The sequence below is a fragment of the Pseudomonas sp. BP6 genome, from assembly GCF_017875935.1.
In the GTDB taxonomy this organism is placed as follows: Bacteria; Pseudomonadota; Gammaproteobacteria; order Pseudomonadales; family Pseudomonadaceae; genus Aquipseudomonas; species Aquipseudomonas putida_Y.
In genome coordinates this window covers 5716567-5732198 of sequence record NZ_JAGINI010000001.1, presented here as the reverse complement: position 1 = coordinate 5732198, position 15632 = coordinate 5716567, and the positions used below count along the sequence as shown (strand labels likewise).

General features: G+C 62.0%; 8 protein-coding genes and 1 pseudogene. 6 read left to right on the top strand and 3 right to left on the bottom strand.

From position 1 onward, the window contains the following. The first annotated feature begins 79 nt into the window (after nt 1-79). Both J3A98_RS25990 and J3A98_RS25985 read left to right on the top strand, forming a co-directional pair. Entirely contained in the window at nt 80-1396 is a 1317-nt protein-coding gene (locus tag J3A98_RS25990) for a S41 family peptidase (protein ID WP_176684804.1), read from the top strand. An 8-nt stretch (nt 1397-1404) separates the two neighbouring features. Continuing rightward, nucleotides 1405-2172: a divergent polysaccharide deacetylase family protein gene (locus J3A98_RS25985; protein WP_176684803.1), complete on the top strand. Its 768-nt coding sequence runs from the start codon at nt 1405-1407 to the stop codon at nt 2170-2172. Nucleotides 2173-2216: 44 nt separating this feature from the next. On the opposite strand, the gene J3A98_RS25980 is transcribed toward J3A98_RS25985, so the two are convergent. The 3 genes and pseudogenes from J3A98_RS25980 to J3A98_RS25970 all read right to left on the bottom strand — a co-directional run. Continuing rightward, nucleotides 2217-6902 carry a DUF6543 domain-containing protein gene (locus J3A98_RS25980; protein ID WP_209969473.1) on the bottom strand — a complete coding sequence of 1562 codons (4686 nt, stop codon included), beginning with the start codon at nt 6900-6902 and terminating at the stop codon, nt 2217-2219. A 117-nt stretch (nt 6903-7019) separates the two neighbouring features. Next, complete coding sequence (locus tag J3A98_RS25975) at nt 7020-7262, bottom strand: hypothetical protein (RefSeq protein ID WP_176684801.1); 243 nt, start codon at nt 7260-7262, stop codon at nt 7020-7022. Between the two features lie 178 nt (nt 7263-7440). Then, nucleotides 7441-8966, bottom strand: a pseudogene (locus J3A98_RS25970) (BCCT family transporter); the annotation flags it as partial. 532 nt (nt 8967-9498) lie between these two features. Here J3A98_RS25970 and betI point away from each other — a divergent pair. The 4 genes from betI (at nt 9499) to J3A98_RS25950 (ending at nt 15600) form a co-directional block, all read left to right on the top strand. After that, complete coding sequence (gene betI, locus J3A98_RS25965) at nt 9499-10155, top strand: transcriptional regulator BetI (RefSeq protein WP_209969470.1); 657 nt, start codon at nt 9499-9501, stop codon at nt 10153-10155. Nucleotides 10156-10194: 39 nt separating this feature from the next. Continuing rightward, on the top strand, nt 10195-11667 hold the full coding sequence (gene betB / locus J3A98_RS25960) for a betaine-aldehyde dehydrogenase (protein ID WP_176684799.1): 1473 nt from the start codon (nt 10195-10197) through the stop codon (nt 11665-11667). Nucleotides 11668-11744: 77 nt separating this feature from the next. Further along, nucleotides 11745-13442 carry a choline dehydrogenase gene (betA, locus tag J3A98_RS25955; protein ID WP_209969467.1) on the top strand — a complete coding sequence of 566 codons (1698 nt, stop codon included), beginning with the start codon at nt 11745-11747 and terminating at the stop codon, nt 13440-13442. 415 nt (nt 13443-13857) lie between these two features. After that, entirely contained in the window at nt 13858-15600 is a 1743-nt protein-coding gene (locus tag J3A98_RS25950) for a potassium/proton antiporter (RefSeq protein WP_209969463.1), read from the top strand. The last annotated feature ends 32 nt before the right edge of the window (nt 15601-15632 follow it).

Sequence of the window (15632 nt, the reverse complement as noted above, 5' to 3'; positions counted from 1 at the left end):
GTCACATTTCTACGGCGCAGCCTGAGTGCTGCGCCGATGCTCCCCAGGGAGCGCTTACAGGATCAGGAGTTCGTTCGACATGCTGCACTCGCCTCGTCTCACCCAGCTGGCCCTGTCCATCGCCCTGGCGGTAGGCGCGCCCCTGGCCACCGCCGCAGAGCCGGCCAAGGCCGCCGCAGTGCCAGCCACCGAGGTGACCGCCAAGGCGCCACTGCCGCTGGAAGAACTGCGCACCTTCGCCGAGGTCCTGGACCGTATCAAGGCCGCCTATGTCGAACCGGTAGACGACAAGACCCTGCTGGAAAACGCCATCAAGGGCATGCTTAGCAACCTTGACCCGCACTCGGCCTATCTTGGCCCCGAGGACTTCCAGGAACTGCAGGAAAGCACCAGCGGCGAGTTCGGCGGGCTGGGCATTGAAGTAGGCCAGGAAGACGGCTTCATCAAGGTGGTCTCGCCAATCGACGACACCCCGGCCTCGCGGGCCGGCGTGCAGGCTGGTGACCTGATCGTCAAGATCAACGGCGCCCCGACCCGCGGCCAGACCATGACCGAAGCGGTCGACAAGATGCGCGGCAAGGTCGGCGAGAAAATCACCCTGACCTTGGTGCGCGACGGTGGCACCCCGTTTGACGTGAACCTGACCCGTGCGGTCATTCAGGTCAAGAGCGTGAAGAGCCAGCTACTGGAGAACGATTACGGCTACATCCGTATCACCCAGTTCCAGGTCAAGACCGGTGACGAAGTGGGCAAGGCGCTGGCCAAGCTGCGCAAGGACAACGGCAAGAAGCTGCGCGGGGTAGTGCTGGACCTGCGCAACAACCCAGGCGGCGTGCTGCAGTCGGCGGTGGAAGTGGCCGACCACTTCCTGACCAAAGGCCTGATCGTCTACACCAAGGGCCGCATCGCCAACTCCGAGCTGCGTTTCTCGGCCAACCCGGCCAATGCCAGCGAAGGCGTGCCGTTGGTGGTGCTGATCAACGGTGGCAGTGCATCGGCATCGGAAATTGTCGCTGGCGCCCTGCAGGACCAGAAGCGCGCCGTACTGATGGGTACCGACAGCTTCGGCAAAGGCTCGGTGCAGACCGTGCTGCCACTGGCCAACGACCGCGCCCTGAAGCTCACCACTGCGCTCTACTACACCCCCAACGGCCGTTCGATCCAGGCCCAGGGCATCGTCCCGGACATCGAAGTGCGCCAGGCCAAGCTCACCGCCGAGGCCGACACCGAAAACTTCAAGGAAGCCGACCTGCAGGGCCACCTGGGCAACGGCAACGGCGGCGCCGACCGCCCGACGGGCAGCAGCAAGCGCAAGGAACGCCCGCAGGATGACGACTTCCAGCTGAGCCAGGCACTGAGCCTGCTCAAGGGCCTGAACATCACCAAGGGCGACTGAGCCACCCTATGCGTTATCTGCTGTGTCTGTTGTTTTGCCTGATGGCCGGAATCGCGCAAGCGGCGCCGGCCAACAAGGCCTACATGAGCATCATCATCGACGACCTGGGCCAGAGCACCGAGCGTGACAGCCGTACCCTGGCCCTGCCCGGGCCGGTAACCATGGCGATCATGCCCGACACCCCGCATGCCACCGACTTTGCCCGCCAGGCACACAAGGCCGGCAAGACGGTGATCCTGCACATGCCCATGGACCCGGCCACCGGGCCCTATGCCTGGCACCCGGGCATCGCCATCGAAGAGCTGGCGCGGCGGCTGGACGCAGCATTGGTCAAGGTGCCCTACGCCGCCGGCATCAACAACCACATGGGCAGCCGCATGACCGCACAGCGTGAACCCATGGCGTGGTTGATGGGCGAGCTGCAGCGGCGCCAACTGTTCTTCGTCGACAGCCGCACCAGTGCCGCCACGGTCGCCGCGGCCGAGGCTCAAGCACACGATGTGGCGCATGTGTCGCGGGATGTATTTCTGGATGACGTGCGCACACTGGAAGCCATCGACGCTCAGCTGCAACAGGGTATCGCGCTGGCCCGCAAGCAAGGCTCCGCGGTGTTGATCGGCCACCCATACCCGCAGACGCTCGCGGTGCTGGAAAGTCAAATTCCCCGGCTCAAGCAGTTGGGTATCGAACTGGTCACGCTGCAACAGATGATCGCCACACGTGGCAACCAGGCCATGCCTGCACACGGTAAGCATGGCCGTTACAGCAATCGCTAGCATTTGCTGATCACGGGCAACCGCTGGGCCACCCGGGCGAATGTTCAGAGGTTGAACGGAATGACATCCCTGGCCTGTGCGTAGGTCAGGTTACCCCGATAAATGCTCAGTACCTGCCCCTCGCTCGCCGCCTTCATTTGCTCGCGATACCCCATCTTGCGCTGGCTCCACAGCTTGAGATGGCCTTTGCCAAACGCCGTCGGCGCTGCCTGCGAGTCGGCAAAGTGGAAATGCGCGGCCCACAAGGGTCTACCCTTGGCCTCGCCGGGAGCAGGCAACAGGCTGATCCGGTATTCGTCCAGATAGCCATCGGAGACCACCTGCCGAGGCCCGACATATTCCACGGCGAGCAACCCCTGCTGATGGAGAAAATTCAGCCCTCTGGAACCTGGGTAGCGCGTCTTGCTGTAAAGCGCTACCAAACAGTCGCGGCGGGCCTGGCGCAACTGAATCAACGCATCGTCCATGCCTGCCAGCAGCGCGTGCTCTGCGTCGGCATCGCTGAGCTGTTCCCGCAGCTCGGCCACTTCGTTGATCTGGCCGTCCAGCATCGACATCAGGCCCATGTCGTCAGCATCCTTGGCAACCAGGGCTCTGGCTTGAGCGATGACATTTTCGTTCTGTGCCAGCATGGCCTCGGCCAGTTCCCGGTTGTTCCTTTCGGAGTCCGGCGTAGAATTCCTCGACTGCTGTTCCGGTTCGCCCGCGGCTACCTCTTCAACCCAGGTGTTTCCCTGCTTCTGGAAGCGATGCAGCGCGCTCTTGTTGAAAGCCGCTACAACTTGCAGCACCGCCTGCCCGTCGACCACCGATTCGCTGCCAATGACTATCTGACCAGCCCGCGTATGGGCCACCTGCAGGCTCTTTCGTGAATAGACCGCACGACGTGTGCCACGAACCTGCCCGTCCGCCTGCTCGCGCATGGCCTCGACCAACGCCTCACCGGCTATGGTTTTCAGTTCCACCATCTGTTGCTTGTAGGCCTCAAGGCGCTGGACATCGATGAGCTTGCTGCCGAGTGTCTTGATCCGTTCGGCGTTGAGAATCGCCGCGAGGTATTCGTCCCACGCACTTTGCAGCACCTCGATGCGTTCGGCGACAGGCAAGTCACAGAACATCAGCAGATGATGCGTTTGTGCGGCCACCCGCAGACGCTGACTGGCGAGCGCATGGCGGAAGATCATGTAGTGCTGGGTAGGCGTGCCTGTGTGCCACTGCAGGGCCAGCTCGACCAGGCCCATGGCCTGGAAAAACCGGATGTTGATCGTGGTCGTCTTACGGCTCGCGATAATGCTCGAGACGGTAAGAGTGGTATTGATGTAAGGCACTTGCATGTCGATATCGGTGATGGCCAACAGGCGATCCAACTGGCCGGAGACATTGATGATCCTGGGCTGCTCTTCAAGCAACTTTTCCAACATCGTCCGGAACCTGGCATACAACTCGGCCTGTTTCTCTGGCGGTGCGACATTGAGCGCATTGGTGAGTTGGTCATATTCCCTGAACCCACCCAAGGCCAGGAGTTCATCAATGAAGAACATGCCAAAGCTGATCAGGTTCTTGCGGACCTGGCCCAAGAGTATCCGTTGATCTCTCACGCTGCCGCCCTGCGTCGAGGCGCTCGCCTTGTCGAGCACATAGATAATGTTGCGTTCAGCCTCGAGATACCCCTGAAACAGTCTGTCGTTCAACGCCAGGCGCCGGGTGCGCAGCGCATTCGTCTGCTCGTGCAACTGCTGGAGTTTGCGCTTGAACAACTCGGTAGCCTGCTCGAATTGCGCACGTTCGCCCGGGTCGGTTGGTGGCGCCTTTTGCAGCCGGTCCTCGACTTTGTTTACCGGATCACGCAAACCGACAACCTGCTCGCTCAACGCGTTGAAATCCTTCGTGGCAGCCTCCGCGGCCAAGAGAAGCCGCTCTATCTCGGCCTGAGCCTTGGCGATCGGACCGCTAAGCTTCTTGCGCAATCGCTCGCGGGCCAACTCGCCGGAGCGATCATTGCCACCGTGCAAGCGCGAATTATTGAGGTGCCAGACATCACCGTCGCGCATCAGATACGGCCCAAGCGTGCCGTCCGGACCGATGATGCGAAATGCTGCGTTATCAAGGCTGACTCGGTAGACATCACCGTCCAGAGACACATGAAAATCACCCCCAATCCGTACCAGCCCCGCAGCCACGCCCTGCGTCTGCGGTTTGCGCCCCTCCAGTGAAACGCTGGCCGCCAACGCCCGCATTTGGCCGCGCTGGGCACTTGACAGGCCGTTGAGCCCCCCAGCCCCACGCCAGGAAAAGTCGAGCTGGGTATTGGCCATGGCCTGCAGGCTGTCGACCGAGGCACTAGGCTCCCGCGTTACCGTGGAAAGCTTCGCCAGCTCGACCCCATTGCCCGCAGGTGGCCCCTCGAGCAGCAATGGCGGCAGGTCGCCAGAAATGGCCGGCGTTGCCAGTTGCGGCGTTTGCAGGTGTATCAGGGCCAGCAAGGTGTTGTTCAGCACATCGACCATCGCCTGGATTCGCTCGTCGAGATGCGAGCTGGCCAGCCCCTGCACATCGTTGATCAAGCTGCGCATGCCGATGTAAAGCCAGGCAACCGAGGTGAGCGGCCCTGGTAACACCGGAAACACAACGTTCAGCAGCTCCCAGGAAAATGCCGTGACCAGCCGCCAGCGCACCTCGCTGTTACTCATGGCGCTGCGATCCGCCAGCTCCAGCAACATCCGGCCCTTGGCTTCGAACATCTGCCGATCCACGTCCTGCGCCCAGAATTGCAGCGCCAACTGAACAGGCTGCGGTTTCTCCGGGAGTGTGTAAGGGTCGGGCAGCCATTGGGGCAGGTGCGGCTCCCGGAAGCCACCATTGTCGTAGACCGCGCGCTGAGCTTGCTCGATCCAAAGCAGCACGTTGTCCTGCAACGCCCCCGGGCGGCTGATCGCATCCAACAGTGCCTGAGCGCTGTCGAACTGAATCAGTGCCTTGTCGGTGTACAGCGGGCAATACAACAGATGAGCCCCCAACTCGATGAGTTCGATCACGTAGAAACCATGCGCCACATCGACCCTCTCTGATGTCGGCGAGCGTTTGAACGCAAGCGCCGCAATGCGCACAGCCGCTGCACCTTCCTGGCCGCTGCGGCAGAATTCTGCCAGGGCACCGTAGGCGAACTTGTCGAGCCGCTTGACTGCACGCGCCCGCGCGGCATCGAACATCAGGGTAATACGCCAGCGTATGGCAAATGCCGAGATGTGTTCGGCGCGGCTCGCCGAGCGATCGAGCATCGACTGTACATGACGTGGATACGTACCGCCGATGTCGACTCGCTGCACCAGCTCACGGACGTAATCAATGGTCATCCACTTCATGATCAGCTGGTTTTCCCGGTGCGCGATGTGTGTCACCACCCCTCCTGCTGTGGCATCCAGGCGGCCGATCGCCAGTTGCGTCAGGGTCAACTTCTTTTCACCGGTCTTCTGGCCGAAGCCCAGCCCGTGACCGTCACTGACAAAGGTCTCGACGCTGAGGATAAGGTCATCAGGAAAGTAATTGGCGTCTACCGGGTGGTCATGCAGCATCGCTTCGCGCAGGCGCGTCGCCGCATAGGTGTGCAAGTCCGGCAGACCGTCCTGAATGCCCTGGGCTGGGCTGTGCTGTTGCAGTAGCGACAAGTCGAGCATGGCTTGCAGGTAGGCGGTCTGGCTATCCGTATCGGCTCGCGACAGGCCCTTGGGAAGCGCCAGGCCCAGCCCACCGGTGCCCTGGTCACTGAACTCGGCAAAAAAGGACGCGGGCTCGCAGGCCAAATGGCAGTAATGCTCCAGTTGGTCGACGCTGTCGATCGCACTCCAGCGCAGGCGGGCCAAGCGTTCGAGCAAGATTTCCAGCAGCAAGGCGCTGTACAGGGCGAAAGCGTCGCCCTCCACAGTCAGGCCCTGCCAGCTCAACTCATCAAACCGGTAACGTCCAGCCATCTGTATTTGCAACGCCGCGCCGAATGAAGCCTGGGCGTCAAAACTGCGGACCAGGCCTTCGGGAGAACACCAGAGTGTCAGTTCGCGAACTTCACTGGAGGCGGTAATCAGCAAACCGGGCAACAGCTCATGGAAAGTGTCTTCGCCCTCACGTAACGCAACCCGCACCAGCTGCACATCGAGCCCGGTGCGGTTGCCCATCATCAGGTCACGCAGCAGCTTGCGTTGTTCGTCGTCCAGCGCTTCGTCTTTCAGGCCATCGAGCAGGTTGGCGCGCAACAACTGCTGCAACCACAGGTCGCGGTCGATCGTGGCGTCGCCGTTCCAATAGTCGATCTGCGCTTGCTGGAAGTGCCATAGCAGCATCGGCAGCAATGCGTTGAGGCCATCGGTCAGGCGCGCGGGCTCGATCAAATCGCCCTCGGCAGTTTCGAGGCTCGACTCGATGGCGAAAAAGCGCCGGGGCGGGTTCAGGCTAAGGCGGTAGTCACCCGCTGGGGCGAGGTCCAGTGGTTTAGCCGCAAGCAGGGCCTGCAGCACCACATCCACCAGCGGCTGAGGGTGCCAGACGCCATCCGGCTGCAGGGACATCAGGTACAGCGGTGCAGCCGAGGTCATCTCAGGGCGATGCACGCCAACCAGAGGATAGTGCTCCAGGATCACCTTCATGACCTGTTCCCCTGCGACCTGGCGGAGCGTGGGACGGCTGGCGAACTGGGCGGCGACTGCGTGTTTGAGGTTGTGCGCGTGAGTGGCGGGCATGACCAGGACTCGTTATGGAATGAACCACAAAGCGTCCTGGAGATGTTATCGAAAGAGGTGCTACATATTACTGCTGGCAGGCCGCGGCACCTGGCGGTGCGGCGACCTGCCGGGCAGTCAGCTATAGACGCGGCCAAGCACCTGGCGATGGCTCTCGAACTGGTCGAGCACATCACGCACGATCTGGTCTGGGGCAAAGCCCATCAGGTCGTATTCCTGACTGCCGTCATGCAGGTAGACCTCGGCGCGGTAGAAGCGCTGGCGCAGTTCAGGCTCACCCTCGACCGGCGCCTCGCTCGGCGCGGCCATATAGCCGTCAAGGCTCACCTCATAGACGAACGGGTTGCCTTCTTCCATCATCACCCGCAAGCCCATCAGGTTGCGCGACTGGCCAACGCGGGTTTCCACCTCGAAGCCCAACGTCTGCAGCTGTGCAGCGGCTTCTTTCAACGCCGGGCTGACCTGCTTGTCCATGAAACGCTGCACCACGGCCTGGGTCGGCTGCAGTTCCAGCTGGGTCAGGCGCTCGCTGAAGCCGCGACGGCCGCGGGCGGCCAGTTCGGCGCGCTCCTGCTCGATCACCACGTCCTGCTTCATGGCCTTGTACAGGCCGAACATGAACAGCACCAGCACCACCGAGAACGGCAGGCCCGCCAGCACGACCATGGTCTGCATGGCCTCGAAGTTACCGGCAAACAGCAGGCCGATGGTCACCAGGGTGATCACCACGGACCAGAACACCACCATCCAGTGCGGGGCGTCTTCGTCGACCTTGCCGCCTTTGCACGACAGGTTGGCCATCATCACCGCGCCGGAGTCGGCCGGGGTGAGGAACAGCACGAAACCGACGAACACCGCCACACCAATCACGATCTTGGCCGCTGGGAAGTATTCCAGCAGTTGGTAGATCGACATCGACGGCTGTTCCAGCGCAGTCTTGCCCAGTTCCACAGCGCCCTGGTTGATCACCAGGTCCAGTGCGGTATTGCCGAAGATCGACAGCCAGGCCAGGGTGAAGCCCAGCGGAATCAGCAGCACGCCCATGACCAACTGGCGCACGGTACGGCCCTTGGAGATACGCGCAATGAACATGCCGACGAACGGGCCCCAGGAGATCCACCAGGCCCAGTAGAACACGGTCCACAGGCCCAACCAGCGCTCGGACTTGCCGGCTTCGCCTTCATACACATAAAGGTCGAAGGTTTTCAGCACGATGCCGTTGAGGTAGTCACCGACGTTCTGCACGAGGCCATTGAGCAGGTGCAGGGTTTCGCCGCCCAGCAATACGAAAATCAGCAGGCCGCTGAACAGCACGATGTTCAGGTTGGACAGGCGACGAATGCCGTTTTCCACACCCGAGACCGCAGCCACGGTGGCCACACCGGCCATGACCAGAATCACCACCAGCAGGTTGGTCTTGCTGTGGTCCATGCCGAACAGGTATTCCAGGCCCGAAGAGACCTGCATCGAGCCGATACCCAGGTTGGTCACCAGGCCAAGCAGGGTGACGAACATGCCGAAGATGTCGACGGCATTGCCGGCAGCACCCTTGACCCAACGCTCGCCCACCAGCGGGTACAGCGCCGAGCGCAGTGCCAGCGGCTGGTTGTGGCGGTAAGCGAAGTAACCCACGGCCAGGCCGACCAGGGCATAGATCGCCCAGCCGTGCAGGCCCCAGTGCAGGAAGGTCAGCTGCAAGCCCTGGCGCGCGGCCTCAAGGCTGGCCGGTGTGCCTTCCGGTGGGTTGAAATAGTGGTCCAGCGGCTCGGAGGCGCCGAAGTACAGCAGCGAAATACCGATACCGGACGAGAACAGCATGCCGGCCCAGGCGCCATAGCTGAAGTCCGGCTGGTCGTCCTTGCCACCCAGCTTGAGGCTGCCGTAGTCGGAGAAAGCCAGGTAGACGACGAACAGCAGGTATCCGCAAATGACCAGCATGTAGTACCAGCCGAAGGTGCGCGTCAGCCACTTCTGGGCCACGCCCAGCACCTGGCCGGCGGTTTCGGGTGCAGCGATCAGCAAGGCAGTCAGAACAAGGATCATCAGCGCAGAAGTGAAGAACACCACGCGGTTGACCCGTACCCTCTCGGCGGGGGGCTTGATAAGTGAGGCAGAACTCATTGCACGAATGCTCCGGGCAGTGCGGCTGTGGAGGCTAATCAGTCTTTCCCGAGCAATTGGTGGAATATCCCCACTGCATCAGGTGTTATAAATGAACCCTGGAAACCGTGATCCCGAATCGATACGTTGCCAAAAACAGATAGGTGGCCTGCTGAAAATGCCACGCCTCAACGCAGGTGCGCGCATTCGTCACAGGTCACCCCGCCCGCTCCAAGGGCCTGTCGCAGGACCAATGACCGTACGGCAGAATCTGCATTTCGCATCGCTCACGCCCGTCAACGCCTTGTATTCCGGGGGTTACACGATTTCCTGGGGTGTCAATCCGTGCCTTCTCGACCGCCTGAAAAACTGTCAATGGCACAAATTGTCGCAGAGCTTATTCTTTATTGATTGAACGTTCAATCAAAACAAAATAGACTGGCCTTCGCCGAGTCAGCCGCCTGTCGTCTGCTCGCAGGCCTGAGGAGATAGCAAGATGCCCAAGGTCGGTATGCAACCCATCCGGCGCCAGCAGTTGATCGAAGCCACCTTGCAGGCGGTCGATCAGGTCGGACTGGGGGACGCCAGCATTGCGCTGATTGCCCGTTTGGCCGGTGTGTCGAACGGCATCATCAGTCACTACTTTCGGGACAAGAACGGCCTGATCGCAGCGACGATGGGTTACATCATGAGCATGCTCAACGAAGGCGTCAGAGCACGTCGCCAGGCCCTGAAAGACGACAGCCCGCGCGCTCACCTGAAAGTGATCATCGAGGGCAACTTCGATGCCAGCCAGGTAAACGGCCCGGCAATGAAAACCTGGTTGGCCTTCTGGGCTTCCAGCATGCACCAGCCCGATTTGCACAGGTTGCAGCGGATCAACGACCACCGCTTGTATTCCAACCTGTGCTGCCAGTTCCGCCGCGTCCTGCCGCTCTACCATGCGCGCAAGGCAGCCCGCGGTCTGGCAGCCCTGATCGACGGTTTGTGGCTGCGTGGCGCCCTGTCGGGTGATGCATTCGACACCGACCAGGCGGTACGGATTGCTTACGAATACATGGAACTACAACTGGCCAAGCAGCACACCCTGGGCACAAACGACCAGGCTGCTGACCATGCGCGCAGGGCCCTTGCCAACCCGGCAGGAGCATGACGCGCAAGCCAAACCACACACTGCACTTGCGAGGACACTATGGCCCGTTTCGGAACGCAAAAACTCTACATTGATGGCGCTTACGTCGACGCTGGCAGCGATGCCACTTTCGAAGCTATCAACCCGGCCACTGGCGAAGTCCTCGCCCACGTACAGCGTGCTACCGAGGCAGACGTCGAGAAGGCCGTGGAAAGCGCCGAGCGTGGCCAGAAGATCTGGGCCGCGATGACCGCCATGCAGCGTTCGCGCATCCTGCGCCGCGCCGTCGACATCCTGCGCGAGCGCAACGACGAGCTGGCCATGCTGGAAACCCTGGACACCGGCAAGTCTTACTCCGAAACCCGCTACGTCGACATCGTCACCGGCGCCGACGTGCTGGAATACTACGCAGGCCTGGTACCGGCCATCGAGGGCGAGCAGATCCCGCTGCGCGAATCGTCCTTCGTCTACACCCGCCGCGAGCCGCTGGGCGTGACCGTGGGCATCGGTGCCTGGAACTACCCGATCCAGATCGCCCTGTGGAAATCTGCCCCGGCCCTGGCCGCTGGTAACGCGATGATCTTCAAACCGTCGGAAGTCACCTCGCTGACCACTCTGAAACTGGCCGAGATCTACACCGAAGCCGGCCTGCCAAACGGCGTGTTCAACGTTCTGACCGGTAGCGGCCGCGAAGTCGGCACCTGGCTGACCGAGCACCCGCGCATCGAAAAAGTGTCGTTCACCGGCGGCACCACCACCGGCAAGAAAGTCATGGCCAGCGCCTCCAGCTCTTCGCTGAAGGAAGTGACCATGGAACTGGGCGGCAAATCGCCACTGATCATCTGTGCCGACGCCGATCTGGACAAGGCCGCTGACATCGCCATGATGGCCAACTTCTACAGCTCGGGCCAGGTGTGCACCAACGGTACCCGCGTATTCATCCCAGCTGAAATGAAGGCGGCCTTCGAAGCCAAGATCGCCGAGCGCGTTGCCCGCATCCGCGTTGGCAACCCGGAAGACGAAAACACCAACTTCGGCCCGCTGGTCAGCTTCCAGCACATGGAAAGCGTGCTGGGCTACATCGCCAAAGGCAAGGAAGAAGGTGCCCGCGTCCTGTGCGGCGGCGAGCGTCTGACTGCCGGTGACTTCGCCAAAGGTGCCTTCGTTGCCCCGACCGTGTTCACCGACTGCACCGACGACATGACCATCGTCAAGGAAGAGATCTTCGGCCCGGTGATGAGCATTCTCACCTACGAAACCGAAGAAGAAGTGATCCGCCGTGCCAACGACACCGACTACGGCCTGGCCGCCGGCGTCTGCACCAACGACATCACCCGCGCCCACCGCATCATCCACAAGCTCGAAGCCGGTATCTGCTGGATCAACGCCTGGGGTGAATCGCCGGCCGAAATGCCGGTAGGTGGCTACAAGCAGTCGGGCGTCGGCCGTGAAAACGGCGTCAGCTCGCTGGCTCAATACACTCGCATCAAGTCGGTCCAGGTCGAGTTGGGCGGCTACACCTCGGTTTTCTGAACCCTGTCTAGCCACGCCCGTGCCACCGCGCACGGGCGTACCCGCTCCCCGATCACCGCCAACACGAGGGTACTTTCATGTCCCAAGAATTCGATTACATCATCGTCGGTGCCGGCTCGGCCGGTAACACCCTGGCGACCCGCCTGACCGAAGACGCCGGCGTCACCGTCTTGCTGCTGGAAGCCGGTGGCCCCGACTACCGCTTCGACTTCCGCACCCAGATGCCAGCGGCCCTGGCATTCCCGCTGCAAGGCCGCCGCTACAACTGGGCTTACGAGACCGACCCAGAGCCGCACATGGACGGCCGCCGCATGGAATGTGGCCGTGGCAAGGGCCTGGGTGGCTCGTCGCTGATCAACGGCATGTGCTACATCCGCGGTAACGCCATGGACTTCGACGGCTGGGCAGAACTGCCAGGCCTGGAAGACTGGACCTACCTCGACTGCCTGCCGTACTTCCGCAAAGCTGAAACCCGTGACATCGGCCCTAACGACTACCACGGTGGTGACGGCCCGGTCAGCGTTGCTACGCCAAAGGCCGGCAACAACCCGCTGTTCCACGCCATGGTTGAAGCTGGCGTGCAAGCCGGTTACCCGCGCACCGAAGACCTCAACGGCTACCAGCAGGAAGGCTTCGGCCCGATGGACCGTTCGGTGACCAAGAATGGCCGCCGCTCCAGCACCGCCCGTGGTTACCTGGACCAGGCCAAGAAACGCCCGAACCTGACCATCGTCACCCACGCCCTGAGCGACCGCGTGCTGTTCGACGGCAAGCGCGCCGTAGGCGTGACCTACCTGGTCGGCGACAGCGAAGAACGCGTTGAAGCCCGCGCCCGCAAGGAAGTGATCGTCAGCTCTGGCGCCATCGCTTCGCCGCAGCTGCTGCAGCGCTCCGGCGTCGGCCCGCGCGCCCTGCTGGAAAGCCTCGACATCCCGGTTGTGCACGACCTGCCGGGCGTTGGTGAAAACCTGCAGGACCACCTGGAGCTGTACCTGCAGTACGCCTGCACCCAGCCAGTATCGCTGTACCCATCGCTGCTGTGGTGGAACCAGCCGGCCATCGGTGCCGAGTGGCTGTTCAATGGCACCGGCATCGGCGCCAGCAACCAGTTCGAGGCCGGTGGTTTCATTCGTACCCGCCCTGAATTCAAGTGGCCGAACATCCAGTACCACTTCCTGCCGGTTGCGATTAACTACAACGGCTCCAATGGCGTGAAGGAACATGGCTTCCAGGCGCACATGGGTTCCATGCGCTCGCCTGCCCGTGGCCGCATCCAGGCCAAGTCGAAAGACCCACGCCAACACCCGAGCATCCTGTTCAACTACATGTCCACCGAGCAGGACTGGCAGGAATTCCGTGACGGCATCCGCCTGACCCGTGAAATCATGGCCCAGCCGGCCCTGGACCCGTACCGTGGCCGCGAAATCAGCCCGGGCGCCGACGTGCAAACCGACGAGCAGCTGGACAAGTTCATCCGCGAGCACGCCGAAACCGCCTTCCACCCATCCTGCTCGTGCAAGATGGGCACCGACGACATGGCCGTGGTCGATGGTGAAGGCCGCGTGCATGGCATGCAGGGCCTGCGCGTGGTCGATGCGTCGATCATGCCGCTGATCATCACCGGTAACCTCAATGCCACCACGATCATGATTGCCGAGAAGATTTCGGACAAGATCCGTGGTCGCAAGCCACTGCCGCGCAGCACCGCCAAGTACTACGTGGCAGGGGATGCACCAGTGAAAGGCAAGCCGATGCGTGAAGTGAAGCAGGGCTGAGACCTCGATCAGGGGCCGCACAGCGGCCCCTTTCACGTTTGCTCAGGCGGGCAGCGTGAGAAAGCATTCCTGCCACTGATCTGCCTGACCAGCCGCTCTCGCCCCGCTGTCGCGGTGGCCTGGTAGCGAAGCACATGGCCCGCCGCCTGGTGCGCCAACAAATAGTGCAAATCAGGAAATTGCCCGAGCGGGCACTGAGCCATCTAGGCGAGGGAAATGGTTTTCCTGCCATTCATGTTACTCGGCTGCCTGACAGTGGGCGAACCATTGCAGCCACAAGCTGCAACGACGATGCGGTATCGCTTTACAGCCTGCGTCGGCCTCAGGTTAGAATCGATTGGCACGCGACCTGCTAGCTTTTGCTGATAAATGCGCTACCAAGTCCCTCCCCCTCGCTGTCTCGGAGTACCTGCCTTTGGATGCAAGCACCATCAATAGCCTGTTCCTGATCGGCGCATTACTGGTGGGTGCAAGTATCCTGGTCAGCTCGCTGTCGTCGCGCCTGGGCATCCCTATTCTGGTCATCATCCTCGCCGTCGGCATGCTCGCCGGTGTCGATGGTGGCGGCATCATCTTCAACAATTACCCAACTGCTTACCTGGTGGGCAACCTGGCACTGGCCGTCATCCTGCTTGACGGCGGCCTGCGCACGCGGGTAGCAAGCTTTCGCGTAGCGCTTTGGCCGGCGCTGTCGCTGGCCACGGTCGGGGTAATGATCACCACCGCCCTCACCGGCCTGGTTGCCGCCTGGCTGTTCCAACTCAGCCTGATCCAGGGCCTGCTGATCGGCGCCATCGTCGGCTCCACCGACGCCGCTGCAGTGTTCTCGCTGCTCGGCGGTAAAGGCCTGAACGAGCGGGTTTCTGCTACCCTCGAGATCGAGTCGGGCAGCAACGACCCAATGGCGGTGTTTCTCACGGTCACCTTGATCGACATGATCGCCAGCGGCGAGACCGGCCTGCATTGGAGCCTGCTGGGCCACGTGCTGCGTGAGTTCGGTATCGGCGCGCTGGTGGGCCTGGGCGGCGGCTGGCTGATGCTGCAACTGGTCAATCGCATTAATCTGGCCGGCGGCCTGTACCCCATTCTGGTAGTGGCCGGCGGCCTCGTGGTGTTTTCGCTGACCAACGCCCTGCATGGTAGCGGCTTCCTCGCCGTATACCTGTGCGGCCTGGTGCTGGGCAACAGGCCGATCCGTAGCCGCCATGGCATCCTGCATATGCTCGACGGCATGGCCTGGCTGTCCCAGATCGGCATGTTCCTGGTGCTGGGGTTGCTGGTCACGCCGCACGACCTGCTGCCCATCGCCCTGCCAGCACTGGGCCTGGCGCTGTGGATGATCCTGGTGGCGCGGCCACTGTCGGTGGTTGCTGCCCTGCTGCCGTTCAAGGCTTTCCACGGCCGTGAAAAGGGCTTCATTTCGTGGGTCGGCCTGCGCGGTGCGGTACCGATCATTCTGGCGGTGTTCCCGCTGATGGCGGGCCTGCCAGACGCCCAACTGTTCTTCAACCTGGCCTTCTTCATCGTACTGGTATCGCTGCTGGTGCAAGGCACCAGCCTGCCGTGGATGGCCAAGCTGTTGAAGGTGACGGTACCGCCAGACCCGGCGCCGATCTCCCGTTCCGCCCTTGAGGTGCACATCACCAGCGAGTGGGAAATGTTCGTCTACCGTCTGGGCGCAGAAAAATGGTGCATCGGTGCCGCCCTGCGCGAACTGAAAATGCCCGAAGGCACGCGGATTGCCGCGCTGTTCCGTGGCGAGCAACTGCTGCACCCGTCGGGCAGCACCGTGCTGGAAGTTGGCGACATGCTCTGCGTGATCGGCCACGAGCACAACCTGCCTGCCTTGGGCAAACTGTTCAGCCAGGCGCCGCAACGTGGCCTGGACCTGCGTTTCTTCGGCGACTTCGTGCTCGAAGGCGATGCCGAACTGGGTGCAGTGGCGGCGTTGTACGGCCTGAAACTCGATGGCCTCGACGCGAAAATGCCGCTGGCGCAGTTCATCCGACAGAAGGTCGGAGGCGCTCCAGTAGTAGGGGACCAGGTCGAATGGCATGGCACGATCTGGACCGTGGCAACCATGGACGGGAACAAGATCCAGAAAGTAGGCGTCAGATTCCCCGAAGGAACGCGACCCGGACCAGGATTGTTCCTCTAAACTTCGTTTCAGCCGGATCCACAAGTAGCCTG

Excerpts from the sequence above, each read along its gene's own strand:
- J3A98_RS25990 (WP_176684804.1), top strand. The coding sequence starts at position 80 with ATGCTGCACTCGCCTCGTCTCACCCAGCTGGCCCTGTCCATCGCCCTG.
- J3A98_RS25985 (WP_176684803.1), top strand. The coding sequence starts at position 1,405 with ATGCGTTATCTGCTGTGTCTGTTGTTTTGCCTGATGGCCGGAATCGCG.
- J3A98_RS25980 (WP_209969473.1), bottom strand. The coding sequence starts at position 6,902 with ATGCCCGCCACTCACGCGCACAACCTCAAACACGCAGTCGCCGCCCAG.
- J3A98_RS25975 (WP_176684801.1), bottom strand. The coding sequence starts at position 7,262 with ATGATGGAAGAAGGCAACCCGTTCGTCTATGAGGTGAGCCTTGACGGC.
- betI (WP_209969470.1), top strand. The coding sequence starts at position 9,499 with ATGCCCAAGGTCGGTATGCAACCCATCCGGCGCCAGCAGTTGATCGAA.
- betB (WP_176684799.1), top strand. The coding sequence starts at position 10,195 with ATGGCCCGTTTCGGAACGCAAAAACTCTACATTGATGGCGCTTACGTC.
- betA (WP_209969467.1), top strand. The coding sequence starts at position 11,745 with ATGTCCCAAGAATTCGATTACATCATCGTCGGTGCCGGCTCGGCCGGT.